This is a genomic window from Roseomonas sp. E05 (genome assembly GCF_030063475.1).
In the GTDB taxonomy this organism is placed as follows: domain Bacteria; phylum Pseudomonadota; class Alphaproteobacteria; order Acetobacterales; family Acetobacteraceae; genus Pseudoroseomonas.
Window position 1 is genome coordinate 91,962 of the sequence record NZ_JASIRT010000011.1, and the last position, 24,568, is coordinate 116,529.

General features: G+C 72.2%; 28 protein-coding genes. 16 read left to right on the plus strand and 12 right to left on the minus strand.

The features are described from left to right. Window positions 1-7: 7 nt before the first annotated feature. Window positions 8-580: a ubiquinol-cytochrome c reductase iron-sulfur subunit gene (gene petA / locus QMO56_RS13305; RefSeq protein WP_283526425.1), complete on the minus strand. Its 573-nt coding sequence runs from the start codon at window positions 578-580 to the stop codon at window positions 8-10. 280 nt (window positions 581-860) lie between these two features. On the opposite strand from petA, the gene hemF reads away from it, so the two are divergent. From hemF to QMO56_RS13330, 5 genes are all read left to right on the plus strand, one after another. Continuing rightward, entirely contained in the window at window positions 861-1,757 is an 897-nt protein-coding gene (hemF, locus tag QMO56_RS13310) for an oxygen-dependent coproporphyrinogen oxidase (RefSeq protein ID WP_283526426.1), read from the plus strand. 94 nt (window positions 1,758-1,851) lie between these two features. Next, window positions 1,852-2,844 (plus strand): tripartite tricarboxylate transporter substrate binding protein, encoded by a 993-nt coding sequence (locus tag QMO56_RS13315; protein WP_283526427.1) that lies wholly within the window; start codon window positions 1,852-1,854, stop codon window positions 2,842-2,844. 607 nt (window positions 2,845-3,451) lie between these two features. Next, window positions 3,452-4,120 (plus strand): tyrosine-protein phosphatase, encoded by a 669-nt coding sequence (locus tag QMO56_RS13320; protein WP_283526501.1) that lies wholly within the window; start codon window positions 3,452-3,454, stop codon window positions 4,118-4,120. Between the two features lie 101 nt (window positions 4,121-4,221). After that, the gene (locus QMO56_RS13325; RefSeq protein WP_283526428.1) at window positions 4,222-4,662 is read left to right on the plus strand and encodes a DUF2171 domain-containing protein; all 441 of its coding nucleotides are present in this window, start codon (window positions 4,222-4,224) and stop codon (window positions 4,660-4,662) included. A gap of 17 nt (window positions 4,663-4,679) precedes the next feature. After that, entirely contained in the window at window positions 4,680-4,877 is a 198-nt protein-coding gene (locus QMO56_RS13330) for a hypothetical protein (RefSeq protein ID WP_283526429.1), read from the plus strand. Window positions 4,878-4,939: 62 nt separating this feature from the next. Here QMO56_RS13330 and QMO56_RS13335 read toward each other — a convergent pair whose 3' ends face one another. The 9 genes from QMO56_RS13335 to QMO56_RS13375 form a co-directional block, all read right to left on the minus strand. Beyond that, window positions 4,940-6,697, minus strand: coding sequence for an ABC transporter ATP-binding protein (locus tag QMO56_RS13335; protein ID WP_283526430.1), 1,758 nt, complete (start codon window positions 6,695-6,697; stop codon window positions 4,940-4,942). A 137-nt stretch (window positions 6,698-6,834) separates the two neighbouring features. Then, the gene (locus QMO56_RS13340; protein ID WP_283526431.1) at window positions 6,835-8,148 is read right to left on the minus strand and encodes an MFS transporter; all 1,314 of its coding nucleotides are present in this window, start codon (window positions 8,146-8,148) and stop codon (window positions 6,835-6,837) included. A gap of 188 nt (window positions 8,149-8,336) precedes the next feature. Further along, on the minus strand, window positions 8,337-8,777 hold the full coding sequence (locus QMO56_RS13345; protein ID WP_283526432.1) for an N-acetyltransferase: 441 nt from the start codon (window positions 8,775-8,777) through the stop codon (window positions 8,337-8,339). A 108-nt stretch (window positions 8,778-8,885) separates the two neighbouring features. After that, on the minus strand, window positions 8,886-9,212 hold the full coding sequence (locus tag QMO56_RS13350) for a LysE family transporter (protein ID WP_283526433.1): 327 nt from the start codon (window positions 9,210-9,212) through the stop codon (window positions 8,886-8,888). Then, entirely contained in the window at window positions 9,209-9,685 is a 477-nt protein-coding gene (locus QMO56_RS13355) for a DUF6644 family protein (RefSeq protein ID WP_283526434.1), read from the minus strand. Before QMO56_RS13355 ends, QMO56_RS13350 begins: the two co-directional genes overlap by 4 nt. A 13-nt stretch (window positions 9,686-9,698) precedes the next feature. Further along, window positions 9,699-10,088, minus strand: coding sequence for a DUF6152 family protein (locus QMO56_RS13360; RefSeq protein WP_283526435.1), 390 nt, complete (start codon window positions 10,086-10,088; stop codon window positions 9,699-9,701). Between the two features lie 77 nt (window positions 10,089-10,165). Further along, window positions 10,166-11,104, minus strand: coding sequence for an NAD(P)/FAD-dependent oxidoreductase (locus QMO56_RS13365; RefSeq protein ID WP_283526436.1), 939 nt, complete (start codon window positions 11,102-11,104; stop codon window positions 10,166-10,168). 3 nt (window positions 11,105-11,107) lie between these two features. Further along, window positions 11,108-12,463 (minus strand): NAD(P)/FAD-dependent oxidoreductase, encoded by a 1,356-nt coding sequence (locus QMO56_RS13370; protein WP_283526437.1) that lies wholly within the window; start codon window positions 12,461-12,463, stop codon window positions 11,108-11,110. A gap of 125 nt (window positions 12,464-12,588) precedes the next feature. After that, window positions 12,589-12,825 carry a CsbD family protein gene (locus QMO56_RS13375; protein WP_283526438.1) on the minus strand — a complete coding sequence of 79 codons (237 nt, stop codon included), beginning with the start codon at window positions 12,823-12,825 and terminating at the stop codon, window positions 12,589-12,591. Between the two features lie 121 nt (window positions 12,826-12,946). Here QMO56_RS13375 and QMO56_RS13380 point away from each other — a divergent pair, with 121 nt between their 5' ends. Next, window positions 12,947-14,185 carry a CCA tRNA nucleotidyltransferase gene (locus QMO56_RS13380; protein WP_283526439.1) on the plus strand — a complete coding sequence of 413 codons (1,239 nt, stop codon included), beginning with the start codon at window positions 12,947-12,949 and terminating at the stop codon, window positions 14,183-14,185. A gap of 37 nt (window positions 14,186-14,222) precedes the next feature. Here the strand turns inward: QMO56_RS13380 and QMO56_RS13385 are convergent, their stop codons facing one another. After that, a complete protein-coding gene (locus QMO56_RS13385) occupies window positions 14,223-15,344 on the minus strand; it encodes a PA0069 family radical SAM protein (protein ID WP_283526440.1) in 1,122 nt (373 codons plus the stop codon). Between the two features lie 84 nt (window positions 15,345-15,428). On the opposite strand from QMO56_RS13385, the gene QMO56_RS13390 reads away from it, so the two are divergent. Both QMO56_RS13390 and QMO56_RS13395 read left to right on the plus strand, forming a co-directional pair. Further along, window positions 15,429-16,100 (plus strand): TIGR04283 family arsenosugar biosynthesis glycosyltransferase, encoded by a 672-nt coding sequence (locus QMO56_RS13390; protein ID WP_283526441.1) that lies wholly within the window; start codon window positions 15,429-15,431, stop codon window positions 16,098-16,100. Then, window positions 16,093-16,758 (plus strand): TIGR04282 family arsenosugar biosynthesis glycosyltransferase, encoded by a 666-nt coding sequence (locus QMO56_RS13395; RefSeq protein WP_283526442.1) that lies wholly within the window; start codon window positions 16,093-16,095, stop codon window positions 16,756-16,758. The genes QMO56_RS13390 and QMO56_RS13395 overlap by 8 nt, the downstream gene beginning before the upstream one ends. Before the next feature lie 58 nt (window positions 16,759-16,816). Here QMO56_RS13395 and QMO56_RS13400 read toward each other — a convergent pair whose 3' ends face one another. Further along, entirely contained in the window at window positions 16,817-17,548 is a 732-nt protein-coding gene (locus tag QMO56_RS13400) for a helix-turn-helix transcriptional regulator (protein ID WP_283526443.1), read from the minus strand. Between the two features lie 123 nt (window positions 17,549-17,671). Between QMO56_RS13400 and QMO56_RS13405 the strand changes: the two genes are divergently transcribed. The 8 genes from QMO56_RS13405 (at window position 17,672) to QMO56_RS13440 (ending at window position 24,477) form a co-directional block, all read left to right on the plus strand. After that, a complete protein-coding gene (locus QMO56_RS13405) occupies window positions 17,672-17,881 on the plus strand; it encodes a DUF1127 domain-containing protein (protein WP_283526444.1) in 210 nt (69 codons plus the stop codon). A 213-nt stretch (window positions 17,882-18,094) separates the two neighbouring features. Beyond that, window positions 18,095-18,517, plus strand: coding sequence for a DUF3830 family protein (locus QMO56_RS13410; RefSeq protein ID WP_283526445.1), 423 nt, complete (start codon window positions 18,095-18,097; stop codon window positions 18,515-18,517). An 88-nt stretch (window positions 18,518-18,605) separates the two neighbouring features. Beyond that, window positions 18,606-18,812: a hypothetical protein gene (locus QMO56_RS13415; RefSeq protein WP_283526446.1), complete on the plus strand. Its 207-nt coding sequence runs from the start codon at window positions 18,606-18,608 to the stop codon at window positions 18,810-18,812. Window positions 18,813-19,239: 427 nt separating this feature from the next. Next, window positions 19,240-20,310 carry an ABC transporter substrate-binding protein gene (locus QMO56_RS13420; RefSeq protein ID WP_283526447.1) on the plus strand — a complete coding sequence of 357 codons (1,071 nt, stop codon included), beginning with the start codon at window positions 19,240-19,242 and terminating at the stop codon, window positions 20,308-20,310. Window positions 20,311-20,395: 85 nt separating this feature from the next. Beyond that, window positions 20,396-21,235 carry an ABC transporter permease gene (locus QMO56_RS13425; RefSeq protein WP_283526448.1) on the plus strand — a complete coding sequence of 280 codons (840 nt, stop codon included), beginning with the start codon at window positions 20,396-20,398 and terminating at the stop codon, window positions 21,233-21,235. Next, entirely contained in the window at window positions 21,232-22,032 is an 801-nt protein-coding gene (locus QMO56_RS13430) for an ABC transporter permease (RefSeq protein WP_283526449.1), read from the plus strand. Before QMO56_RS13425 ends, QMO56_RS13430 begins: the two co-directional genes overlap by 4 nt. 5 nt (window positions 22,033-22,037) lie before the next feature. Then, window positions 22,038-23,108 (plus strand): ABC transporter ATP-binding protein, encoded by a 1,071-nt coding sequence (locus tag QMO56_RS13435; protein WP_283526450.1) that lies wholly within the window; start codon window positions 22,038-22,040, stop codon window positions 23,106-23,108. Window positions 23,109-23,130: 22 nt separating this feature from the next. Beyond that, entirely contained in the window at window positions 23,131-24,477 is a 1,347-nt protein-coding gene (locus QMO56_RS13440) for an LLM class flavin-dependent oxidoreductase (protein WP_283526451.1), read from the plus strand. The last annotated feature ends 91 nt before the right edge of the window (window positions 24,478-24,568 follow it).

The window sequence follows — 24,568 nt, forward strand, 5'->3', positions numbered from 1 at the left end:
GCGGTCCTCAGCCGATGCGGATCAGGGTGTCGGACGTGAAGGCGTATTCCGGCACCACCAGGTTTGTCGGCGCCGGGCCCCGCCGGATACGGCCGGAGGTGTCGTACTCGCTGCCGTGGCAGGGGCAGAACCAGCCGCCGTAGTCGCCGCGCGGATCGGTCGGCTTCTGGCCCAGCGGCACGCAGCCGAGATGGGTGCAGACGCCGACGACGATCAGCCAGGGCGCCTTCTGCACGCGCGCCGCGTCGGCCTCGGGGTCGCGCAGCGAGGAGACGTCCACCGAGCGAGCCTGCTCGATCTCCTGCGGGGTGCGGTGGCGCACGAAGACCGGCTTGCCGCGCCACATCACGGTCACTGCCTGCCCTTCGGCAATATGGCCGACATCCACATCGGTGCTGGCCAGCGCCAGCACGTCCTTGGCCGGGTTCATCGAGGCGATGAAGGGCCAGGCGATGGCGCCAACACCGATCACTGCAAAAGAGCCTGTCACCAGTTTCAGGAAGTCCCGTTTCGTCCCCTGCTCGGGCCCGTGGGCACCGCCTGTGCTGGGGGAACTGCTCGGCGCAAGCGTATCGGCCATGCCTCATCCGTCCCTTTTGGCGGCCGCCCCGATTCGCCTGGCAGGCGGGCCGACCGCTGATCGTTCTCCGCGGAGCCGCGGTGGCGCCAGTGACGCGCGAAATCTGCCGCGACCTATGCGCCCGCGTCATATAAGGGCAGGGGACAGAGAGTGGCAATCGCCGCTGGGGCGGCGCCAGCCACACGCCGCAACATTCCGTGGCCCCCTGTTGCGGCGTTGCCTCGCCCAGGCTAGCGCGGCGGCCGGGCGCGCCGCGCCTGCTTCCGCCGCGAGGACCGCCATGCCCGATTCCCTCCCCCATCCCCTCGCCGCGCCGGCCCGCGCCTGGTTCGAGTCGTTGCGGGACCGGCTCTGCGCCAGCTTCGAGGCGATCGAGGATGCGCTGGAGAGCGGCCCCCATGCCGCCCTGCCTCCCGGCCGCTTCGCCCGCACCGCCTGGGAGCGGGTCAATGAGGATGTGCCTGGCGGCGGCGGCGTCATGTCGGTGATGCATGGGCGGGTCTTCGAGAAGGTGGGGGTCAACGTCTCCACCGTCTGGGGCAGCTTCAGCCCGGAGTTCCGCAAGCAGATCCCCGGCGCCGAGGAAGACCCGCGCTTCATCGCCACCGGCGTCTCGCTGGTCGCCCACATGCGCTCGCCGCGGGTGCCTGCGGCGCATATGAACACCCGCTTCATCGCCACCCGCCATGCCTGGTTCGGCGGCGGCGGCGACCTGACGCCGATGCGCCTGGACGCCCCCGAGTCGCTGGCGGATGCCGAGCGCTTCCATGCCGCCTTCCGCGCCGCCTGCGACCGGCACGACCCCACCTACTACCCGCGCTTCAAGCGCTGGTGCGACGAATACTTCTACCTGCCACACCGGGGCGAGGCGCGCGGCCTGGGCGGCATCTTCTACGACTGGCTGGGCCGCGACGATCCCGACGCAAGCCGCCTGCCCGACCACTTCGCCTTCACCCGCGACGTCGGCGAGGCTTTCCTGGAGGCCTATCCCGCCATCATCCGCGGCCGCATGCACGAGCCCTGGACCGAGGCGGAGCGCGAGCACCAGCTTGTCCGCCGGGGCCGCTATGTCGAGTTCAACCTGCTCTACGACCGCGGCACCCTGTTCGGGCTGAAGACCGGCGGCAATGTCGAGGCGATCCTGATGTCCATGCCGCCCGAGGTGCGCTGGCCCTGAGCCCGGCCTGGGCCCCACGGCAGGGGGTGGCGCAGCCGGCGGTTGTTGCGCCATGCTGCCGGGGTCCAGGAACGAAACACCGGAGGAAGCCCCCATGGCCACCCGACGCCGCCTGCTCGGCGCCACGCTGAGCCTGCCTGCCCTCGCCTTGCCCACGCTCGCCCGGCCCGGCCTCGCCCAGACCGCCTGGCCGGAGCGCACGGTGCGGATCATCGTCCCCTACCCGCCGGGCGGCTCGACCGACGTGCTGACCCGGCTGATCGCCGAACGGCTGCAGCATCGCCTGGGGCAGACCATGGTGATCGAGAACCGGCCGGGCGCGGGCGGCAACATCGGCATGGACGCGGTCGCCAAGGCGACGCCCGACGGCTACACCTTCGGCGCCGCGACGATCGGCCACTTCGCCATCAACCAGTTCCTCTACCAGCAGATGTCCTGGGACATCGACCGGGACTTCATCCCGGCCTCGCTGACCTGGGAGTTCCCCAACGTGGTGGTGGTGGCGAGCGACCACGTGCCGGCCAAGACGCTGCAGGAGTTCATCGCCTGGGCGCGCAAGCAGCCGAAGGGCGTCTCCTTCGGCTCGCCGGGGGTGGGCACCACGCCGCACCTCTCGGGCGAGATCTTCCGCGAGCGGCTGAAGCTGGACGCCACCCATGTTCCCTTCCGCGGCGCGGCGCAGACCATCCCGGCCATGCTCTCGGGCGACGTGACCTTCGCCATCGACAACCTCGCCTCCTACATCCCGGTGATCCAGGAGGGGCGGATGCGGGCGCTGGCCGTCACCAGCGCCCAGCGCTGGCCCACCCTGCCGGAGGTGCCGACCATGGCGGAGGCAGGGATGGACGACTTCGTCATCACCTCCTGGGGCGCCTTCGTCGCGCCGGCCGGCACGCCGCGCCCGGTCGTGGACAAGCTGAGCGCCGCGCTGAAGGCCATCGCCGAGGACGAGGCGGTGAAGCAGCGCTTCCTGCAGGCCGGTGCCTACACGCTGTGGTCCACGCCGGAGGAGGCCATCGCGCGCGGCAAGCGGGAGCGGCCGATGTGGGAGGCCGCCATCCGCAATTCCGGCGCCAAGGCGAACTGACGCCCCCCCCTGCCTGCCAGGAAGCCGGGCCTGCCGTTGAAGGCGCCGGTGAAGAAACAAGGTTGGGGGAGATGAACTCCCCCAAACCCCCTCCTTCTTCTATCAGTTTTCGGTCACGCCCGTGGCGGCCGCCGTCCCCGGCCTGCGCGCTCTCCGCCGGCGCGACAGAACTGACAGAAATAAAGAAGAGGGGGTCCGGGGGAGAATTCATTCTCCCCCGGTTCCATCCCGGCCGGATTTGAGGACAGGGCTGTCCGAGGCAATGCCCCGGACCCTCCGCCGCTTTCCTGTCAGCGGCCCCAGCCGCCGCCCCCATAGGGGCCCCGAGGTCCACCCGGCCCGTGTGGCCCGTCATGATGATGGTATCCCCCCGGCGGCCCGCAGGGACCCCAACCCCAGGGTCCGCAGCAGGCCGAGAGGCTCCCCGCCAGCAGCGCCAGCGACAGCAGGCGCAGGATTCGGCGCGTGTTCCAGGCGATCATCGGCATTCCTCACAGTTGGTTCCGACTGCCGAAGGCTCGGCGCGCAGCATGGCCATTTCGCGGCGGCAGGCCCGCGCGGCCGCCACCTTGCGGCCATGCAGCCGCCCCTCCATACCATTGCCGTCATGCGCCAGGATCTCTCCACGCCGGCCGGGCGGCGCGCCGCCTGGCTCAACAGCCTGTTCGTCGACCATGCCGTGCTGCGCCTGGGCTGGCGCAACTGGGGCGTGGTGGAGCCGGGGCGGCTGTACCGCTCCAACCATCCGAGCCCCTGGCAGATGCGGATGGCGGTGAAGCGCTTCGGCATCCGCACCATCATCAATCTGCGCGGCCATCGCGAGACCTGCGGTTCGGACGCGCTGGGCCGCGCCACCGCCACCGCGCTGGGGCTGGAGCATGTCGATGCGCCGCTGGAATCGCGCGGCGCCCCGCACAAGGACCGGCTGCAGCGCCTGGCCGGCATCTTCCGCCGCCTGCCGGAGCCGATTCTCCTGCACTGCAAGTCCGGCGCCGACCGCACCGGGCTCGCCGCCGGGTTCTGGCTGATGCTGCAGGGCCGCCCGGTGGAGGAGGCGATGCGCCAGCTCTCCTGGCGCCATGGCCATGTCAGCGCCAGCCGCACCGGCGTTCTGGACGCCTTCTTCCGCGAATACGCCCGGCACACGCGGGCGCATGGCCCGAAGCCCTTCCTGGACTGGCTGGAGCAGGACTACGACGAGACCCGCCTGCGCCAGGAATTCCGCAGCCGCGCCTGGGCCGACCGGCTGGTGGACAACATCCTGCGCCGGGAGTGAGGGCGGCGAATCTCGCGCCCGCGATGCATCCCTCGGCCCTCGGCCCGGTTCTTCCCGTGGATGGCCGCCTGCGGGCGGTCCGGACAGGAATGGGAGGCCCCATGGTCAACGCAGCGAAGATCGCGGCAGGCGAGATCCAGGACCACATGCCGGTTGTGGGCAGCGACGGCCGCCCCTTCGGCACGGTGGACCACGTGCAGGGCGACTACATCAAGCTGACCCGCAGCGACCCCGCCTCGGGCGGCGAGCACCGCTACATCCCCTCCAGCACGGTCGCCGGGCTGGATGGCGGGGTGGTCCGGCTGTCCATGCCGGCCGAGCGGATGCAGCAGGCCTGCCTCAGCGAGGCGGAGGTGCAGGAGCGCATCTCCCGCGGGCCGGACGCCGGCGCGCCTTTCGGGGAGCCGAAGCAGGACGGGCCGCATGGCAGCCGCGCCCATGCGCATGGCGGCCCGAAGGGCCAGCGCGAGCATGGCACCAGCGGCCAGGCGCCCGGGCCGGGCGGGCAGCTTTCCTTCGGCGCCGACAACAAGCTGACCTGAGCCGAGGGAGGCCGCGCGTGGAAGTCCCGAACCAGGTCACGGTCGATTTCGGCAACCGCACCTATACCGGCAACTATGTGGTGGAGGGCAACCTCGTCACCGTCACCTCCGACGACTATGGCGGCGAGGAGAGCGCTCATATCGACGAGGCGGACCCGCATGACCTCGCGCAGGTGCTGCTGCGGGAGATGATCCGCCGCAAAGAGGACCGCTGAAGCGGGCAGAAAGAAGCTGGGGGCCGGGGGAATTCCTTCCCCCGGCCTTCCCTCCGGTCGCCTCAGGCCAGCGCGAAGGCCTGGGTCCGCACCATCCGGGCATAGAGCCCGTCCCGCGCCATCAGCTCGGCGTGGCGCCCCTGCTCGATGGCGCGGCCCTCCTGCATCACCACGATGCGGTCGGCCTGCTGCACCGTCGCCAGGCGGTGCGCGACGACGAGGGTGGTGCGACCTTCGCGCAGGGTTTCCAGCGCCCGGCCGATGGCGGCCTCGTTCTCCGCGTCCAGCGCGCTGGTCGCCTCGTCCAGCAGCAGCACGCGCGGGTTCCGCAGCAGGGCGCGGGCCAGGGCGATGCGCTGCCGCTGCCCGCCCGAGAGCCGCGACCCGCCCGGCCCCAGCACCGTGTCGTAGCCCTGCGGCAGGGCGGTGATGAAGCCGTGTGCGGCGGCGGCGCGGGCTGCCTCCTCCACCTCCGCGCGGCTGGCGCCGGGATGGCCACAGACGATGTTGGCGAAGACCGTGTCGTCGAAGATCACCGGCTCCTGCCCGACATAGGCGATGGCGGCACGCAGCGATTCCAGGGTCACCGCCTGAATGTCGGCGCCGTCGAGCAGGATGCGGCCCTCGGTGGCGTCGTAGAGCCGCGGCAACAGGGCGAGCGCGGTGGATTTGCCGGCGCCGGAGGGCCCAACCAGCGCCACCGTCTCTCCCGGTGCGGCGCTGAAGCTGAGGCCGGAGAGCGCGGCGTCGCCCAGGCCGCCGTAGTGGAAGCCGACCGCCTCGAACGCCAGCCGCCCCGGCCCCTCCGGCAGCGGCGGAGCGCCGGGCGGTACGGTGACGGTGGCGGGCCGGTCCATCACGGCGAAGACGCGGGTCAGCCCGCCGAAGCCTTCCTGCAGCGAGGCGTTCAGCGAGCCGAGCGAGCGCATCGGCCGGGTCGCCAGCAGCAGGGCGGTGATGAAGCCGGTGAACTCGCCCACCGTGCCGCGCCCGGTTCCCACCTTCCAGCCGACGAAGGCCAGCACGCCGGCCACCGCGATGCCGCCCAGCGCCTCCAGGATCGGGTCGAGCATGGCGCGGATACGGACGATGTGCAGCAGCGCATGGCGCAGCGCGGCGAAGGCGCCGGCGGCGCGGCGCTCCTCCTGCGCCTCAAGCTGGTAGCTGCGCACCACGCGGGCGGCGGCGAAGCTTTCGGCAAGGATGGCCGCCGTCTCCCCCACCCGCTCCTGCATGCCGCCCGAGGCGCGGCGGATGCGCTTGCCGAGCCGCGTCACCGGCACCACCGCCAGGGGATAGAGCACGGCCAGGATCAGGCTCATGTGCCAGTCCAGCCAGACCATCGAGGCGGCGAGGCCGATCACCGTCAGCCCGTCGGCCAGCGCGTTGATCGCCTTGGCCAGCGCCTCGCGGATGGCCTGGGCGTCGGCGGTGAAGCGGGCGGCGTGGCGGGCCGGCGCCTCCTGCACCACCAGGGCGAGGTCGGTGCGGGTGAGCGCCCGGAACAGGTCGTTCTGCACGGACTCGATCACCCGCAGCACCACCGCCTGGACCGAGACCGTCTGGCCGTACTGCGCCAGCGCCTTGGCCGCGGTGATGACGATGATGACCGGCGGCACCAGCCAGACGATGCGCATGTCGCCGGCGGTGAACAGGTCGAAGGCCTGCTGGATGACCAGCGGGTAAAGCGCCGTGAGCCCGGCCAGGGCGGCGGTGCAGACCAGCGCCAGCAGGATGCCGAGGCGGTGGTGCCGCACATAGTCGCGCCACAGGCGGCCACTCAGGGCCTGGGTGGTGTCGGGAGGCGGAAGGGAGGCCATGCGAGGCTGGTAGCACGAAGCCGGCCGGAATGGATGGCCCACCTTCCCCGCGTCGCCCTCGTCCCGGCTGCGCAAGGCCCAGGGGCGCGAGGCCAGCGGGCGCACCCTGACGGTTGGCGCCAGGCGGCGCCCGTCTGCTACTCCGCCGGGACGGGCACCGCTGCCACCCGCGGCGCGGTGCGGGAATGCCAGGCGACCGTGGCCATGCCCACCAGCGCCACGGCGGCGACATACCAGGCAGGCCCGGCGCGATCCCAGGCCACCAGCGCCTGCACCAGCAGCGGGGTGATCCCGCCGAACACCGCATAGGCCATGTTGTAGGAGAAGGAGAGGCCGGTGAAGCGGATGGCCGGCGGAAAGGCCCTGACCATGACATAGGGCACCACGCCGATGATGCCGACCGCCGCGCCCGCCAGGGCATAGAGCGGCAGCAGCAGCTCCGGCCGCGCGGGCGCCAGGGTGTAGAGCGCCAGGGAGGTGGCGATCAGCGCCAGGCCGCCCGGCAGCATCACGCGCACCGCGCCGAAGCGGTCCAGCAGCGCGCCGACCAGCACCGCGCAGACGGTCAGGGCGAAGGTGGCGGCCAGGTTGGCCTGCAGCGTCTCCGCCGCGCTGAAGTGATAGAGGCGCTGGAACAGGCTCGGCGTGATCAGGATGACGACCACGATCGCCGCCGTCAGCATCCAGGTGACCAGCATGGAGACCAGCACCGCCTGGCCATGCCCCTGCAGCACCGCCTTGATCGGCAGTTCGCGGCTGAGCGCGGCGCGCTGCCGCATCTCCTCGAAGACCGGCGTCTCGTGCAGGAAGCGGCGCAGATACATGGCACCGAGGCCGAACAGTCCGCCCACCAGGAAGGGGATGCGCCAGGCCCAGGCCGCCACCGCCTCCGGCGCGAAGGCGGTGTTGATGGCGGTGGCCATCAGCGAGCCCAGCATGATGCCGCCCGTCAGGCCGCCGGTCAGCATGCCGCAGGCCAGCCCGACACGACGCGCCGGCACATGCTCGGCGACGAAGACCCAGGCACCCGGCGCCTCGCCGCCGATCGCCGCGCCCTGCAGGATGCGGAACAGCAGCAACAGGATCGGCGCCGCATAGCCCAGCGTGGCATAGGTGGGCGTGAGGCCGAGCAGGAGCGTCGGGATCGCCATCAGGAAGACGGAGAAGGTGAACATGCGCTTGCGGCCGAAGCGGTCGCCGAAATGCGCCATCACCAACCCGCCCAGCGGGCGCGCCAGATAGCCGGCGGCGAAGATGCCAAGCGTCTGCAACTGCTGCAGCCATTCCGGCATGTCGGCAGGAAAGAACAGATGGCCGATCACCGTCGCGAAGAAGACGAAGATGATGAAGTCGTAGAACTCCAGCGCGCCGCCGAGCGCGGCGAGAATGAGCGTGCGCAGGTCCCTTCCGCTCAACGGGCGCGTGGAGGGCGTGCTGCTTCGCTCGGTCATGTCCGGTGCCACCTGTCGTGAAACGGGAATGGATGCTCCTTTCCTTTCGCGGAAGGCATCCAGGTGGCAATTTTGCGTCTCGCCGCCCGCCCCGCCATGCCCGTTTGCTTGACGCTGCATTGCAGCAGGGTCAGGGCTTCCCAGAGCCGGGCCGCACGGTCGGGGAATTCGCTCCCCTGGCCCGTGCTTCACTTCAAGGCGGGAAGCGGCTCCAGCCGCTTGTGCAGGAAGTAGCGGGCGCCGCCGCGTGGATGGCCGGCGATCTCGCCGAACAGCGCATAGCCGAGACCCTCGTAGAAGGGGCGGGCCTGGAAGCTGAAGGTATCCAGCCAGATGCCGGCGCAGCCGCGCTCCACCGCCACCGCTTCGGCGCGCCGCATCAGCCTCGTGCCGAAGCTTTTCCCCCGCAGCGCCTCCGGCACCGCCAGCAGTTCGATGAACATCCAGTCGTAGCTCGTCCGCCCCCAGAGCCCGCCCACGGTCGCCCCGGCGGCGTCCCGCAGGAGAAGCACCAGCGGTTGCATGTTCGAGGGTCCGACCTGGCTCTCGTTGAACCGGGTCAGGGCGGCGATGATGGCCGCCCGGTCCTCGGGGGTGGGTGAATCGGCGGCGACAAGCTCGATGTCCATGCCGGACTATGTTGCGGGCGCATCGCCGCCGTCCACCCTCCCTTCAGCGCGTGCGGATCGCGGCGTGCAAGCCGGCGCCGGGCAGCATGCCGCCGCTGAGCCGGCTCCTCAGCCGCGCGGGGCTATTGGAAGCCGGCGGCGCGCCCGGGTGGCCGCCAGCCTCCAGCCGCTGCCCGCCAGCACGGCGAGGGCCAGAAAGCTGGCGGAAGCACCGCGAGCCGCAGCGGCAGCCCGCAACTCCGGCGCCACGAACTGCGGGGAGAAGGCGCCGTAGAAGAGCAGCGTTTTCGGGTTGGCCAGCGAGACGAGGAAGGCCCGCGCCCGGATCCGCCGTGCCGGGCCGGGCGCCGGCGGCATGGCGGTGAGATCGGCTGGCGCGGCGCACCACGGCCGCAAGCCGGGATACAGCAGAGAGGCGACAGCAGTGCCGGTCATTGCAGGAAGCCGATCCAGCGCCCCGCCAGCACCGCTCCGGGCCAGACCAGCAGCGAGACCAGGGCCGCCAGCCGGACCCGGTTGGGCACCGGGCCGCCCTCCAGCGCTGTGCGCCAGGACCGGCCGGCCCGCAGCGCCAGCGCATTCAGCAGGCCGAGCGCGACCAGCGCCAGCTTGGCCAGGAAGGCGGGGTTTTCGACATAGGCGGCGGGGCGGGTGCTGAAGAGCAGGAAGCCGGTCAGCGCCGCCCCGGCCAGCGCCATCCCCGCCACGCACGAGAGCGGTGGCCCGAGGGCCGCGAGGGCATGGCGCCGGAACAGGCCGAGCAGCCGCAGGTCCAGCGTGACGATGGCCCCCAGCACCACCCCGAAAGACAGGATATGGGCCGCGTTGACCAGCGGATACAGCACCGCCGACCGCCGGAGCGCCACTGCCACCGGCCAGTCCGACAGCAGTTGCAGCCAGCCCTCCACGCGGCGGGCCCGCTCAGCCGCCGCGGATGCGCTCCGGGTAGAGGTCGTACCGGCGCTCGCCCAGGGTGAGCCGGACGGCCTTCATCCGTCGCTCGCCCGCCTGGCGGGAGCGGTTGCCCAGTGCGGTGACCCGGTCACCCGGCCTGGCCGAGCCTTCCACGAAGCCAGCCCGCTCGGTCTGGCGCGGATTGCCGAGTTCCACCAGCCAGATGCCGTCCTCGGCGGTTTCCACGCGCAAGGTCGGGTGCGGCTGGCCGATATGGACCTCGCGCACCGTGCCGGTGAGCGTGACCTGCTCCTCCTCGGCCCAGGACCATCCGTGATGCGCCAGCGCGGCCGGGCTGCTGAGCAGGGCCGCCAGCAGGCCGCCGGCAAGGACGCGGCGAAGGACAGGAACGCGCATGGGCTTCTCCCACGGGCTGATGATTAACATCATGTCATCATCCTGGCCGCTGCGTCCAGGGCTGGCGCCGCCCGCCCTCAGTCCGGGGCCGCCGCCAGCGGGCGCCGCTCGGCGTGAAGATCCTCCCGCAGCAGTTCGGCGTTCAGCGCGAAGGCGGCCATGCTGCCCTGCGCGGCGGCGACGATCGCCAGCTGCACATGCGGCGAGGCATCCCCCGCGACATAAAGCCCTGGCACCTCCGTGCTGCCGTCATGCCCGGCGCGGATCATGCCCTTGCGGGTTCGCTGGCAGCCCAGCCGTTCGGCCAGCTCGCAACGCTGCCGCTGCGGCGCGGCGAGGAACAGCCCGCGGCGGGGCAGCAGGCTGCCATCGGCGAAGCGCAGCGCCCGCAGCTCTCCCGCCTCCTGCTCCAGCGCCACCACCCTTTCCTCGCGCAGCCCTATCCCCAGCTCGGCCAGGCGCCGCCGGTCCTTGGCCTCGATCCGGCTGCCACCGGTGCAGAGCACCAGGTCATGACTCCAGCTGCGCACCTCCAGCGCCATCTTCACGCCGAGGCGGCCCTCGCCATAGACTGCCAAGGGCTGGTCGCGGCGTTCATAGCCATCGCAATAGGGGCAGTGCCACACCGTCCGCCCCCAGAGCACGTCCAGGCCGGGCAGATCGGGCAGTTCGTCCACCATGCCGGTGGCCAGCAGCAGGCGCCGGCTGTGCAGCGGCGCCTCCTCGCCTTCCAGCCTCACCGTGAAGCCCGCCTCCGCGCATGCCGCCTCCAGGACGCGCCGGTCGGCCACCTGCACGCCGGGATAGGCGCGCAACTCCTCCCGGGCGAGGCGGCGCAGCTCGCCGGGCGGGATGCCGTCCCGCGTCAGGAAGCCGTGCATGGCCACGGCGCGGTCATTGCGGTGCTCACCGGAATCGCAGAGCAGCACCCGCCGCCGCGCGCGGCCGAGCAGCAGCGCCGCGCTCAGCCCCGCCGGCCCGCCACCGACGACAATGGCATCCCATTCGTGCTGCATGGCCTAGCCCAGCATCGCGCTGAGATTGGAGCCGAAGCTCGGATAGGCGGTCATCATCGCCTTCAGCTCCGGAGCCGGCACGCCGAAGCGCATGGCGAAGGCGAAGAGGTTCATCACCTCCGGCGCCTCGGGCGCGAGCAGATGCGCGCCCAGGACGTGGCCGCTGCCCGGCTCCAGCAGCAGCTTGTACGCCGCCGTGCTTTCCCCCGTGCGGCGGACCGACTGGAAGCCGGCCATGTCGCCCTGCCGCAACTCGAAGTCCTGCCCCTGCTCGCGCGCCTGCGCCTCGGTCAGGCCGACCGAGGCCATCGGCGGAATGGTGAAGACCACACTCGGCACCACGCGGTAGTCCGGCTCGGCCTGGCAGCCCTCCAGCAGATTGCGCGCCACCACGCCGGCATCATGGCCGGCCACCGGCGTCAGGGCGGGGCCCTGCTGCGCCGCGTCGCCCGCGGCGAAGACGCGCGGGTTGCTGGTGCTGCGCAGGTGCTGGTCCAGCTTCAACCGGCCCTTCTCCACAGCCACCTCGCCGGCCTCCAGCGCCAGCCCGTCCAGCGCGGGGCGGCGGCCGAGGCCGTGCAGCGCCATCTCGGCGACGAAGCGTTCGCCGTTCTCGCACTCCACCTGCAGCGTGCCGTCCGCCTGCCGGCGGACCGCCGTCACCTTGCAGCCCAGCTTCACCGTCACGCCCAGCTCCCGCGTGCGCGCCACCAGGTGCCGCACCAGATCCTGCTCGAACTGTGCCAGCGGCTGGTCGTTGGCGTGCAGCAGCGTGACCTCGGCCCCGCCGCGGGCCGCAAGATGCGCGCATTCGAAGGAGATGTAGCCGCCGCCCACCATCAGTATGCGCGGTGGCAGGCGCTCCAGCGCCAGGAAGTCGTCGCTGGTGGCGAGCAGCTCGGCGCCCTCGATCGGCAGTTGCGCCGGATGGGCGCCCGTCGCGATGACGGCGTGGCGGAAGCCCAGCCGGCGGCCGGCGACCTCCATCGCGTCCGGCGCCACGAAGCGCGCCGCCCCGTGCAGCACCTCGACGCCGGCCTCCTTCAGGCTGGTCTCGCTGTGCTCCGGAACGGTGTCGGTGAAGCTGTGCTTGAAGCGCTGCGCCGCGCCCCAGTCGAGCCGCACGGCCTCGCCGCCCGCCACACCCTGCGGCGCCAGGCGCCGCGCCCGCTCGGCGGCGTCGGCCAGGGTCCAGAACACCTTCTTGGGCTCGCAGCCGCGCAGCGCGCAGGTGCCGCCGACCTCGCGGACCTCGGCCAGCGCGACGCGCCAGCCGGCGCCCGCGCAGCGTGTGGCGACGCTGCTGCCGGCCACGCCGGAGCCGAGGACGATGAGATCATAGCTGTCGGAATCGGGCATTCGGCTCGCGTCCCTGCGTGGCGTGGCTGGCAGGAGAGGCAACACCGGGCCGGGCCGGCGGGTTGCCGGCGCCGCTGCGGGGAAGGCCGCGCCCGGCCCTCCCCGTCATGGCGGGGAGCCGGGCCTCAGAGGATCCGCAGGCGGCCCAGGATGTAGCCGATGCCCGCGGCGATCGCGAGCGAGGTCAGCGGCTGCTCGCGCACATTGTCGCAGAGCTGGCCGACGATGTTCTCCGCCTGCCCCATCTGCTGGTTGTACATGCCCTGCGCCTGGGTGTCGCGGTCGCCGGTCAGGCCGCCCACGGCGTCCTGCACCTTGCCGACACCCTCGCGGGCGGCGCCCGTCACGCGATTCTCGTCCATTGCGATCTCTCCTTCCGTTCTGGGCCGCCTGTCAGCGGTGGCGGTGTGCCGGCAAAACGCCGCAGGCCGAGATTGGATGCGCGGTTGCGTCCGGCCGCGCCGCATGCTGGCTTGCGCCGCCATGACCGACCGCCCGGACGATCCGCCCGCCGACCGCATCGCCCCGCCCGGATGGCTGCGCGCCGGCGCCCCCGCCGCCGTGCTGGCCGCCCTCCCCGGCGCCCGCGCCGTGGGCGGCGCGGTGCGCGACACCCTCGTCGGCCGCCCCGTGCACGACGTGGACGTGGCCGCCGCGCTGCCGCCGGAGGCGATCGCGGAGCGGCTGCGCGCCGCCGGGCTGAAAGTGTTCGAGACGGGGTTGCAGCACGGCACCGTCACCGCAGTACTGGACCACGAACCGGTGGAAGTGACCAGCCTGCGGCGCGACCTGGCCACCGATGGCCGCCACGCCACCGTCGCCTGGACCGAGGACTGGCGCGAGGACGCGGCGCGGCGCGACTTCACCATCAACGCCCTCTCGCTCGATGCCGAGGGGCGGCTCTGGGATTATTTCGGCGGCCGGGAGGACCTCGCGGCCGGCAAGGTGCGCTTCGTCGGAGATCCGGCGACGCGGCTGGCCGAGGACTACCTGCGCGCCCTTCGCTTCTTCCGCTTCCAGGCACGCTACGGCCACGGCACCCCTGACCCGGCGGCGCTGGCGGCGATCCGCGCGGCGGTGCCGGGCATGGTGCGGCTTTCCGCCGAGCGCGTCTGGATGGAGCTGAAACGCCTGTTGGAAGCGCCGGACGTCACCGCCACCCTGGCGCTGATGCGGGGCTGCGGCGTGCTCGGTGCCGTGCTGCCGGAGGCGGGCGACCTTGCCCCCCTCGCGCGCCTCGCCGCGCCGCCCGAACCGGTGCTGCGGCTGGCCGTGCTGCTCGGCGCGGGAAAAGGCGGGGAAGGCGAGGCGGTGATCCGCCGGCTGCGCTTCTCCGGCGAGGAGGCGAAGCGGCTGCGTGCCCTGCTGGCCGGGCCAACCCCCGCCCCGGACCTGGACGGGGATGCGCTGCGCCGCTGGCTCGCCGGCCTGCCGGCCGCCGCCGCCCTCGACGCCGCCTGGGCCGCCGAGGCGCTGGACGGGCAGGACCGCGCCGCGCTGCGCGCCCGCGTCGCCACCACGCCCCGGCCGGTGTTTCCGCTGCAGGGGCGCGATGCGCTGGAACTGGGGATTCCCCCTGGCCCGGCGGTGGGGCGCGCCCTGGCCGAAACGCGCAAATGGTGGTGGGAAGGCGGCTGCACCGCCTCCGCCGCCGCCTGCCGCGCCACGTTGCGCGCCGTTTCCGGGAAGCTCCGCCTCCCGGACCCTCCGCCAGGAAGCTGAGGTTCCTGGACCTCCCTCCACTGGCCGCAGCGCGCGGTCAGAACAGCGAGAGCTGCCGCGCCGCCGTCCCGCTTTCCGGCACGGCGAACTGGCTGCAATCCAGGCTGCCCAGGTCCCGCCGGTCCATCCCGAGGCGCCGTGCCGCCACCTGGAAGCGCCGCGCCAGGATCTCGGCATAGGGGCCGCTGCCCCCCATGCGCTGGGCGAAGTCGCTGTCGTAGATCCGGCCGCCGCGCGTCTGCCGCACCAGGGAGAGCACGCGCTCGGCACGGTCGGGCATGTGCTCGCGCAGCCAGGCCTCGAAAATACCGGCGATCTCCAGCGGCAGGCGCAGCAGGATATAGGCGCCCCGCGTGGCCCCGGCGCTGGCGGCGCGCTCCAGGATGCGCTCCAGCTCCATGTCGTTCACCGCCGGGATCATCGGCGCGGCCAGCACGGCGGTCGGGATGCCCGCCTCGGTGAGCGCCCGCAGCGCGTGCAGCCGCCGCTCCGGCGAGGCCGCGCGCGGCTCCAGGATGCGCGCCAGGGGGGCATCCAGCGTGGTGACGGAAAGGCAGACCCGCGCCAGGTTGCGCGCCGCCAGGCGGCCCAGGATATCGAGGTCGCGCAGCACCCCGGCCGACTTGGTGACGATGGTCACGGGATGGCCGAAGCGCTCCAGCACCTCCAGCACGGCACGGGTCAGCTTCAGTTGCCGCTCCACCGGCTGGTAGGGATCGGTGTTGGAGCCGAGCGCGAGCGGCCGGGCCGCATAGCCGGGCTTGCGCAGTTCCTTCTCCAGCAGCGCCGCGACATCCGGCTTGAACAGCAGCTTCGTCTCGAAATCCAGGCCGGGGGAGAGGCCGAGATAGGCGTGGCTCGGTCGCGCATAGCAATAGACGCAGCCATGCTCGCAACCGCGATAGGGGTTCACCGCACGGTCGAAGCCGACATCGGGCGAGTTGTTCCAGGCGATGGCGGAACGGGCGCTGTCCCTGGTCAGCGTGGTGGCCAGCGGCGGCAGTTCGGCGAAGCTTTCCTCCAGCGTCTGCCAGCCATCATCGAAGGCCTCGGTGGCCAGCCGGTCGAAGCGCACCGCCGGGTTGGTGGTGGCGCCACGGCCCTTGCGCGCGCCCTCCAGCAGGGTGGAGGCAGCGGCGCCGATGCTGCCCTCCGGCATGCTCGGTTCCCCTTCCGTTCGGGCTGGACTCTGGTCGCGGCAGCGCGGCAAAGTCAAGAACATCTCCGGAACGCGGGAGTTGAGGTGACCCTGTCCGAGCTTGCCGTCGTCATTCCCACGCTGAACGCGGCGCGCAGCCTGCCCGGCACGCTGGCGGCGCTCCGGGGAGTGCCGGTGGTGGTGGCGGATGGTGGCAGCATGGACGGCACGCCGGACCTGGCGGCGCGACTCGGCGCCCATGTGATCGCCGCGCCGCGCGGGCGGGGACCACAGCTCGCCGCGGGCGCCGCCGCCGCGCAGGCGGCCTGGCTGTTGTTCCTGCATGCCGATACGCGACTCGGAGAGGGATGGCGCGCGGCGGTCATCCGCTTCCTGGACGCCCCTGGCGCCGAGGGCCGCGCCGCGCATTTCCGCTTCGCGCTCGACGAGGCCAGCCCGCCGGCCCGCCGCCTGACGCGCGCCGTTGCCTGGCGCTGCCGCATCCTCGGCCTGCCCTATGGCGACCAGGGATTGCTGATCCACCGCGACCTCTATGCCGCGCTGGGCGGTCATCCGCCCTGGCCGCTCTTCGAGGATGTGGCGCTGGTGCGCGCGCTCGGCCGCCGGCGGCTGGTCGCGCTGCCGGCCGAGGCCATCACGTCAGCCGCGCGCTGGCGGCGCGACGGGTGGCTGTTCCGTTCGGCCCGCAATCTTCTATGTCTCGGTCTGTACTTCGCCGGCCTTCCGCCGCGCCTGATCGCGAGGCTCTATGCATAGGGATACCCTTCTCATCTTTGCCCGCGCGCCGCGGCTCGGCGCGGTGAAGCGCCGGCTGGCGCGCGGCATCGGCGCCATGGCGGCGCTGCGCTTCTACCGGGCGCAGCTTGCCGCGGTGGCACAGACGGCGGCGCGGGAAGGCCGCTGGGATGTCCGGCTCGCCACCACGCCGCCCGGCGCCCGCGCGCCCTGGCCGCTGCGCCTGCCCGGCATCCCGCAGGGCCATGGCGATCTCGGCGCGCGGCTCGACCGCACCACGCGCGCGCATCCCGGCCGGGTGGTGGTGATCGGCAGCGACATCCCCGGCATCACCGCCGCCGACATCCGCGCCGCCTTCCGCGCGCTGGGGCGGGCGGATGCGGTCTTCGGCCCGGCGGAAGATGGCGGCTACTGGCTCGTCGGGCTCTCCGCCCGCCGCCCGGCGCGGCCTTTCGCCAAGGTGCGCTGGTCCACCGAGCACGCGCTGGCCGATACGCTGGCCAATTTCGTCGGCCGTCGCATCGCCCTGCTGCGCACGCTGCGCGACGTGGACACGGCGGAGGATCTCGCCGCCCTGGCGGCGGCGCCCCGCCCCCTGGCGGGCCTGCCGCGCCTGCAGGCCGGCCGGCCGACGGGGAAGAAAGGCCGCGGGAAGGCGAAGCGGAGGCGAGGGCGGTAATGAACCACGGCCGGGGGAATGAGCTCCCCCGGGCCGCCGCCCTTCTTCCTCACGTTCTTCAGGGATGGATCGCGCCGCCCGGCTCCAGCCCGAAGGCCCTGCCGAGCGCCAGCCGCCCGGCCGGCGTCACGCGGACGGCGCGCGTCCCCTCGATGCGCCGCAGCCAGCCCTGCGCGAAGCAGTGCCGGCACAGCGCCGCCCCCAGCGCGCCCGCGATGTGCGGGCGCCGCTCGCTCCAGTCGAGGCAGGGGCGGCAGAAGACGCGGCGGCGGGAATGCCGCGGGAACGGCTCCACATCCAGGCCCAGTCCCTTGAGGAAGTCGGCGCCGGCCGCGGTGAGGGCGCCGCCATCCGGCGCAAGCTCGAGCTGGCCGCGCGCCACCATGCGGTCAGCCATGGCAACGGCGAGCTGCCCGGCGAGATGGTCGTAGCAGGTGCGGGCGCTGCGCAGCGCCTGATCGCGCGGGCCGACCATCGCGGGCGCCCGGCGCGGCCTGCCGGCCGTCCCCTCCCCACCGGCCGCGACGGCCATGATGCCCTCCAGCATCTGCGCCACCGCCGGCGTGGCCAGCCGGTGATAGCGGTGCCGGCCCTGGCGCTCGACGGCGAGCAGCCCAGCCTCCGTCAGCCGCGCCAAGTGCCCGCTGGCCGTCTGCGGCGCGATGCCCGCCACCCGGGCGAGCTCCGTGACCGTGAGGGCGCGGCCATCCATCAGCGCCGCGAGCATGCTGGCGCGCGCGGGGTCGCCGACCAGGGCGGCTGTCTCGGCAAAGGCGGCGGTGCTGAGCATGGCGGAGCCTCTCCGGAAAGTCCGCATCCTAGCCGCCAAGGCGCACGGATGCTTCGGCCGTGCCCGTAACATCGGGCAGGCAGGACGGGCCAGTCTGCGGGCGACACGCCTGTGGAGCCGCCGATGTCCGCCCTCGCCACACCTCTGCCCCGCCTCGCCCGCCCTGCCGGTCCGCCAGCCGCCCTGACAGGGCCGCGCGGTGAAGGCATCTGGGCACGGTCGCTGCGCTGGATCGCCGACCATCGCCATCTGCGGGAGATGGACGAGCGCCTGCTGCGGGATATCGGACTGACACGCGCGGATGTCGCGCGGGGCCTGCCCTTCCGGCGTTGAGCGCGGCCGCTGCCGCGCCGGCGGAGGTCCAGGCCTTTATCTCGCGGGGCGTGGCTGGCATGAATGCCCGGCCGGCGGCTTCATCGGAACGGGCGCTTTCGGGCCGCAGCCGCCATGTGCAGCGGCGCGCGGCGCGGCCGCCGAGCCTCCGCGGCCGCGTCCTGGCGCCGCGTCCGACGCGCCGGAAGACCCTGAGGGGAAGGAGATCCGACCTTGGCCGATATCCGCCTCGCCATCGGTGGCGAAGTGTTCCATGCCCGCTTCGAGGAGGCCGCGGCGCCGCAGACCTGCGCCCAGTTCCGCAGCATGCTGCCCTACCGCGACCGCATCATCCATGTCCGCTGGAGCGGCGAGGCCTGCTGGATCCCGATGGGCAGCCGCGACCTCTCGATCGGCTACGAGAACGCCACAAGCTATCCGGCGCCCGGGCAGATCATCGTCCATCCCGGCCATGTCAGCAATGTCAGCGAGACGGAGATCCTGCTGGCCTACGGGCCGTGCTGCTTCGCCAGCAAGGCCGGGCAGCTCGCCGGCAATCACTTCCTGACCATCCATGACGATCTGGACCGGCTGGCCAGGGTCTGCCGCTCCGTGCTGTGGGACGGCGCCAAGGACATCGTCTTCGAGGCCGCCTGAGGCCGGCGGCGGAAGACTTCGCGGCGCGCCGGGCAACAGGGGATGGGCCGCCCGCGTTGATGCGGGTGGACCACTTGCGGAGGGACGCATGAGCACTCCATCCAGCTCCGGCCATACCGGCCAGCCATCGGGCAGCTCCGGGAACCCCAAGCCGGGCGACGACGCCCCGCCCGGAACCGCCGGGACCGGCCAGGACGTCTGCCCGGACTGCCAGGGCAGCGGTCAGATCAACGGCCGCGCCTGCGAGACCTGCCAGGGAACCGGCATGGTGAACAAGGGCGTCGGCGGCGCGTAAGGGCGCCCTGCCGGCGCCAGTCGCCAGAGGACTGGCCGTTTGCCGCCGGTCCCGCCCTCCAGGGCAGGCCGGACGGCATTCCGCCCTCTGAGGAAGCCCCGGCAGGCCCGTCCGGGAGCCGGGGGAGTCTCGAGGGAAGCGCGCCGGGCTTCCCGCTCCCGCAGGCCGTGCGTTTTCCCGGACCGGAAGGGGCCCCTCCCGGTCCGCCGCGCCGCTATGAGCCGGAATCCACCTGTTCCACAGGCAACTGCCTCCACCACAGGCAGAACCGGCTCCAGAAACCGGAAATATTTAACCTCGCTCGGCCAGGAAGGGTTGAGCAGGCGGGCCATTCATGTTTTCGGGAGGCACCTCACCGCTGCTGCCCGGGACTCCTGCGTCCGGGGCCGTGCCAGGCCGCCCCTCGCTCCTCGTGAAGGTCCTCCCGATGCTCCTCTCCCGTCGCCACACCCTGCAGGGCCTCGCCGCCCTGGGAACCGCCGGCCTGCTGGCCCGCCCCGCCCTGGCGCAGGCGCGCACCCTCACCGTCTCCACCTGGGGAGGCGTGACGGAGGAAGGCCTCAAGGCCTATGTGCAGCCGGAATTCGAGCGGCTGACCGGCGCCAGGCTGGCCTATGACATCGGCGGCCAGGGCGCGCGCTACAACAAGCTGATGGCGCAGCGCGCCAATCCGCCGGCCGACGTCTTCTTCTCCACCGACGAGGCGGTGATCGCCGGCCAGAAGGCGGGCATCCTGACCACCGCCAGCCGCAGGAACGTGCCGAACATCGCCGACATCGAGGAGCGCCTGCGCACCGTGAAGTCCGGCGAGACGGACGAGACCATCGCCGGCGCGCCCTACACGCTCATCGCCTATGTGCTGGGCTACAATCCGGAGAAGGTGACGGCGCCGGTGACGAGCTGGGCCGACCTGTGGCGGCCGGAGTTCCAGGGCAAGCTGGCCTTCGCCTCGCCGGTGCACAGTCAGATGCCGGCCTTCGTCATCCTGGCCGCCGAGATGGCGGGCGGCTCGGCCGAGAATGTCGATCCCGGCTTCAAGAAGCTGGCGGAGCTGAAGCCCAACAAGCTGACCGTCTTCTGGACGGACTGGGCGCCGCTGGCCAAGAGCGGCGACGTCACCCTGGCGACCGAGTTCGACTACTACCTGGAGACGATGAAGGACCAGAACTACCCGATCGAGTATGTGATCCCGAAGGAGAAGGGGATCGGCGTGCCCGAATATGTCAGCGTGGTGAAGGGCACGAAGAACCAGGAACTGGCCGAGGTCTTCCTGAACCTGATGCTGGACCCGAAGGTGCAGGCCAGCTTCGCCGGCAGCACCTATTCCGGCACCACCAACCGCAAGGCCGAGCTGCCGGAGTCCGTGCGCAGCCGCTGCGCCTGCGGCGCCCGCGCCGACCAGCTCCGCTTCTTCGACCCGGCGCTCTTCGCCGCGCGCCGCCCGCTCTGGACGGAGCGCATGAACCTCGAGGTCGTGCCGAGCTGGCAGGCCCGCTGAGCCTCACAGGCGCCGGGAGGGAGGCCCCTCCCGGCTGCGGATGGATTCTGGTGTTGCTTCCCACCTCCCGAACGGACCGTGCGCCATGAACGCGGCGCGCACCCTGCACTGGCTGCTGCTGCTGCCGAGCCTGCTGCTGCTCGCCCTCCTGCTCGGCCTGCCGCTGGCGGCGATGCTGGCCCGCAGCCTGGAGCCCAACGTGCTGCTGAGCTTCACCGGGCCGGCGCTCGACAACTACGCCTACCTGCTCTCCCGCGCCTACTACCTGCAGGTCATCTGGCGCACGCTGCGGCTGGCGGCGGAGACGATGCTCATCGCCATCCCGCTCGGCTATGCGGCGGCCATGCTGCTGCAGGGGCTTTCCGGCCGCGCCGGCAACCTCGCCATCATGGGGCTGACCTTCCCCATCCTGGCCGGGCCGCTGACGGTGGTGCTGGGCTGGATGGCGCTGCTGGCCGATGGCGGCCCCTTCCTCGGCCCGCTGGTGGAGGCCGGGCTGATCGCGCGGCCGCGCCTGCTGGGCTCGGAAGCGGGCGTGGTCATCAGCCTCGTCCAGTTCGTGCTGCCCTTCGCGGTGCTGACGCTCTACACCGGACTGCGGCAGATCCAGCCCCCGATGCACGAGGCGGCGCGCAGCCTCGGCGCCGGGGCGCTCTCGCGCTTCTGGCACGTGACGCTGCCGCTCAGCCTGCCCTCGGTGCTCTCCGCCGGCATCATCACCTTCTCGCTTGCCGCCAGCAGCTTCATCTCGCCGCACTATCTCGGCGGTGCCGGGCAGCTCACCCTCACGACCCTGGTCTCGCAGTTCATCATGGCCACCTTCAACGCCGAGCTGGCCGCCGCCGCGGCGGGACTCCTGCTGCTGCTGATGCTGGGCTCCGTCGTGGCGCTCACCGCCGCCATCGGGCGGTTCATCCGGCCATGAGGGGGAGTATTCGGGCGCTCGGCCGCCTGGCGGGCGGGCTCTACCTGCTGCTGCTCTATCTCTTCGTGATGGGCCCGCTGCTCTTCGTCATCGCCACCTCCTTCAACCCGGCGACCAGCTTTCCCTCGCGCTTCGAGGGCTTCACCCTCTCCTGGTACGCCGCCATCCTGGAGCGGCCGGAATTCCTCGCCGCGACCGGCACCAGCGCGCTGGTCGCCGCGCTGGCGGCGGCGCTGGCCGTGCTGGTCGCCTTCCTCGCCGCCTATGCGCTGAGCCGGCAGGGCGGCGCCGGCGGGCGCGGCGCCATGGCGACGCTGCTGGCCAGCCCGCTGCTGGTGCCGCAGGTGGTGGTCAGCCTCGCCATCCTGCAGCTCGCCAGCAGCTTCGGTATCGGCACCGGATTCTGGGGGCTGGTGGCGGCGCATGCCGTCTATGTCATGCCCTTCGCGCTGCGGCTGATCCTGACCGGCTTCGCGCGCTTCGACTTCGCGGTGGAGGAAGCCAGCCGCAGCCTCGGCGGCGGGCCGCTCGCCACCTGGCGCGAGGTGACGCTGCCGCTGCTGCGGCCGAGCCTGGTGGCCGGCTTCACCTTCTGCTTCATCCTCTCCTTCGTGAACCTGCCGCTCTCGCTCTTCCTGACCGGCCCGGAGACGGCGACCCTGCCGATCGTCATGTTCGCCTACATCGAATCGCGCATCGACCCGATGATCGCCGCCGTCGCCTCGCTGATCGTGCTGGCGGCCGCCACCGCCACCCTCCTGCTCGACCGCTTCCTGCGCGTGCGGCTCGTGGACTGACGCCAATGCCCGAACTCGTCCTCTCCCATGTCACGCGCCGCTTCAGCGGGCACACCGCGGTGGACGACCTCTCGCTGACGGTGCGCGACGGCGAGTTCGTCTGCCTGCTCGGCCCTTCGGGCTGTGGCAAGACCACCACGCTGCGCATCATCGCCGGCTTCGAGCGCGCCGATGCCGGCAGCCTGACGCTGGATGGCGCCGACATCACCGCCCTGCCGCCGGAGAAGCGCGAGATCGGCGTGGTGTTCCAGAGCTATGCGCTGTTTCCCCACAAGACGGTGGCGGAGAATATCGGCTTCGGCCTCAAGATGCGTGGCCGCTCCAGGGCCGAGATCGCCACGGCGGTGGAGCAGGCGCTGGCGCTGGTGCGGCTCGATGGGCTGGGCGGGCGCTATCCGCGCGCGCTCTCCGGCGGGCAGCAGCAGCGCGTGGCGCTGGCCCGCGCGCTCGCCATCCGCCCGCGCCTGCTGCTGATGGACGAGCCGCTCTCCAACCTCGACGCCCAGTTGCGCGAGGAGATGCGCGTCGAGATCCGCCGCATCCAGCATAGCCTCGGCATCACCGCCGTGCTGGTCACGCACGACCAGGGCGAGGCGCTGGCCATGGCGGACCGCGTCGCCGTCATGTCGCAGGGCCGGCTGCAGCAGATGGCGGCACCCGCCGAGATCTACGAGGCGCCGGCGACGGCCTTCGTCGGTCACTTCATCGGCCAGGTGAACGTGCTGGAGGGGCGGCTGGAACAGGTTGATGGCAGGACGGGGCTGCTCGCTCTGCCGGGCGGGCTGAAGCTCGCCGGCGCGGGCCAGGGCCTCGCCGCCGGGCAGGCGGCGCGGGCCATGGTGAAGCAGGAGCGCATCGCCCTCACCCGCGCCGAGCCGACGGGCCTCCCCAACCGCTTTCCCTGCCGCGTGGTCGAGCGCACCTATCTCGGCGGCGGCATCGCCTATCGCTGCGCGGCGGCAGGGGCGAGCCTGACCGCGCTGCTGCCCAACCACCCCCTGTTCGAGCGCTTCGCGCCAGGGGATGCGGCCTGGCTGGGCTGGACCGCCGCCGACTGCACGATCTTCCCTGGCTGACCGCCTCTCCCGGAGCCCGCCCATGACCAGCCCCCGCCAGATGAAGCTCGGCGCCTTCTTCCATCCCACCGGCCACCATGTCGCCGCCTGGCTGCACCCCGAGGCGCAGATCGACGCCGGCACCAACTTCCGCCACTACGCGCAGATGACGCAGGCGGCGGAACGGGCGAAGTTCGACCTCGTCTTCCTCGCTGACGCCGCCGCGACGCGCGCCGGCAACATCAAGGCGCTGCGCCGCTGGCCGCAATACATGGCCTATTTCGAGCCGACCACGCTGCTCTCCGGCCTCGCCGCGCTGACCGAGCGGATCGGCCTCGTCGCCACCGCCACCACCAGCTTCAACGATCCTTACAGCATCGCCCGCCGCTACGCCTCGCTCGACCATATCAGCGGCGGCCGTGCGGGGTGGAACGTCGTCACCTCCTCCAACCAGGCCGAGCCGTTCAACTTCAGCCAGGAGAAGCTGCTGCCGCATGCGCAGCGCTATGCCCGCGCGCGCGAGTTCGTCGAGGTGGCCAAGGGGTTGTGGGACAGCTGGGAGGATGACGCCTTCCTGCGCGACCGCGAGCAGGCGCTCTATTTCGACCCGGAGAAGCTGCACGCGCTGAACCACCAGGGCGAGTATTTCGCCGTGCGCGGCCCGCTGAACGTGGCGCGGCCGCCGCAGGGCTATCCCGTGCTGGTGCAGGCCGGCGCCTCGGACACCGGGCGCGACTTCGCCGCCGAGGTGGCCGAGATCGTCTTCACCGCGCAGACCGAGCTGGAGGGCGCCCGCGCCTTCTACGCCGACATGAAGGGCCGGATGGCGAAGTTCGGCCGCCCGCCCGAGGCGCTGAAGATCATGCCGGGCCTCAACCCGATCATCGGCCGCACGGAGGAGGAGGCGCGCGAGAAGCACGCCTATCTGCAGTCGCTGATCCACCCCGATGTCGGGCGCGAGCTGCTCTCGCCGGAGCTGGGCGGCATCGACCTTTCCAATGTGCCGGTGGACGAGCCGCTGCCGGAGCGGCTGATCGACGACTCCGTCGAGGCCAGCAAGAGCACCTTCCAGCGCGTGGCCGACATGGCGCGGAAGGAGAAGCTGACGGTGCGGCAGATGTACGAGCGCTACGGCGGCGCGCGCGGCCAGCGCACCGTGATCGGCACGCCCGTGCAGATCGCCGACCAGATGGAGGAATGGTTCCGCACCGGGGCGGTGGACGGTTTCCTGATCCAGCCGGCCGTGCTGCCGAGCGGGTTGGATGAGTTCGCCGCCACCGTCGTCCCCGAGTTGCAGCGGCGCGGCCTGTTCCGCACGGAGTACGAGGGGCGCACGCTGCGCGAGAATCTCGGGCTGCCGCGGCCGGCCGGCCGCTACGCCCAGGGGTGAGAGGATGGCCCCCGGCGCCTGGATGGCTTCCTGAGGCGGGCGTGCCGCGGCTAGAGTATTTTCCGTTCGCCCTGGCTCACGGAAAACGCTC

Bases quoted from the DNA above. Each gene is read 5' to 3' on its own strand.
- QMO56_RS13365 (WP_283526436.1), bottom strand. From the start codon at position 11,104: ATGCAGCACGAATGGGATGCCATTGTCGTCGGTGGCGGGCCGGCGGGG.
- QMO56_RS13320 (WP_283526501.1), top strand. From the start codon at position 3,452: ATGCGCCAGGATCTCTCCACGCCGGCCGGGCGGCGCGCCGCCTGGCTC.
- QMO56_RS13415 (WP_283526446.1), top strand. From the start codon at position 18,606: ATGAGCACTCCATCCAGCTCCGGCCATACCGGCCAGCCATCGGGCAGC.
- hemF (WP_283526426.1), top strand. From the start codon at position 861: ATGCCCGATTCCCTCCCCCATCCCCTCGCCGCGCCGGCCCGCGCCTGG.
- QMO56_RS13425 (WP_283526448.1), top strand. From the start codon at position 20,396: ATGAACGCGGCGCGCACCCTGCACTGGCTGCTGCTGCTGCCGAGCCTG.
- QMO56_RS13435 (WP_283526450.1), top strand. From the start codon at position 22,038: ATGCCCGAACTCGTCCTCTCCCATGTCACGCGCCGCTTCAGCGGGCAC.
- QMO56_RS13325 (WP_283526428.1), top strand. From the start codon at position 4,222: ATGGTCAACGCAGCGAAGATCGCGGCAGGCGAGATCCAGGACCACATG.
- QMO56_RS13340 (WP_283526431.1), bottom strand. From the start codon at position 8,148: ATGACCGAGCGAAGCAGCACGCCCTCCACGCGCCCGTTGAGCGGAAGG.
- QMO56_RS13370 (WP_283526437.1), bottom strand. From the start codon at position 12,463: ATGCCCGATTCCGACAGCTATGATCTCATCGTCCTCGGCTCCGGCGTG.
- QMO56_RS13360 (WP_283526435.1), bottom strand. From the start codon at position 10,088: ATGCGCGTTCCTGTCCTTCGCCGCGTCCTTGCCGGCGGCCTGCTGGCG.
- QMO56_RS13380 (WP_283526439.1), top strand. From the start codon at position 12,947: ATGACCGACCGCCCGGACGATCCGCCCGCCGACCGCATCGCCCCGCCC.
- QMO56_RS13375 (WP_283526438.1), bottom strand. From the start codon at position 12,825: ATGGACGAGAATCGCGTGACGGGCGCCGCCCGCGAGGGTGTCGGCAAG.
- QMO56_RS13405 (WP_283526444.1), top strand. From the start codon at position 17,672: ATGTCCGCCCTCGCCACACCTCTGCCCCGCCTCGCCCGCCCTGCCGGT.
- QMO56_RS13335 (WP_283526430.1), bottom strand. From the start codon at position 6,697: ATGGCCTCCCTTCCGCCTCCCGACACCACCCAGGCCCTGAGTGGCCGC.
- QMO56_RS13385 (WP_283526440.1), bottom strand. From the start codon at position 15,344: ATGCCGGAGGGCAGCATCGGCGCCGCTGCCTCCACCCTGCTGGAGGGC.
- QMO56_RS13345 (WP_283526432.1), bottom strand. From the start codon at position 8,777: ATGGACATCGAGCTTGTCGCCGCCGATTCACCCACCCCCGAGGACCGG.
- QMO56_RS13395 (WP_283526442.1), top strand. From the start codon at position 16,093: ATGCATAGGGATACCCTTCTCATCTTTGCCCGCGCGCCGCGGCTCGGC.
- QMO56_RS13440 (WP_283526451.1), top strand. From the start codon at position 23,131: ATGACCAGCCCCCGCCAGATGAAGCTCGGCGCCTTCTTCCATCCCACC.
- QMO56_RS13350 (WP_283526433.1), bottom strand. From the start codon at position 9,212: ATGACCGGCACTGCTGTCGCCTCTCTGCTGTATCCCGGCTTGCGGCCG.
- QMO56_RS13420 (WP_283526447.1), top strand. From the start codon at position 19,240: ATGCTCCTCTCCCGTCGCCACACCCTGCAGGGCCTCGCCGCCCTGGGA.
- petA (WP_283526425.1), bottom strand. From the start codon at position 580: ATGGCCGATACGCTTGCGCCGAGCAGTTCCCCCAGCACAGGCGGTGCC.
- QMO56_RS13315 (WP_283526427.1), top strand. From the start codon at position 1,852: ATGGCCACCCGACGCCGCCTGCTCGGCGCCACGCTGAGCCTGCCTGCC.
- QMO56_RS13400 (WP_283526443.1), bottom strand. From the start codon at position 17,548: ATGCTCAGCACCGCCGCCTTTGCCGAGACAGCCGCCCTGGTCGGCGAC.
- QMO56_RS13430 (WP_283526449.1), top strand. From the start codon at position 21,232: ATGAGGGGGAGTATTCGGGCGCTCGGCCGCCTGGCGGGCGGGCTCTAC.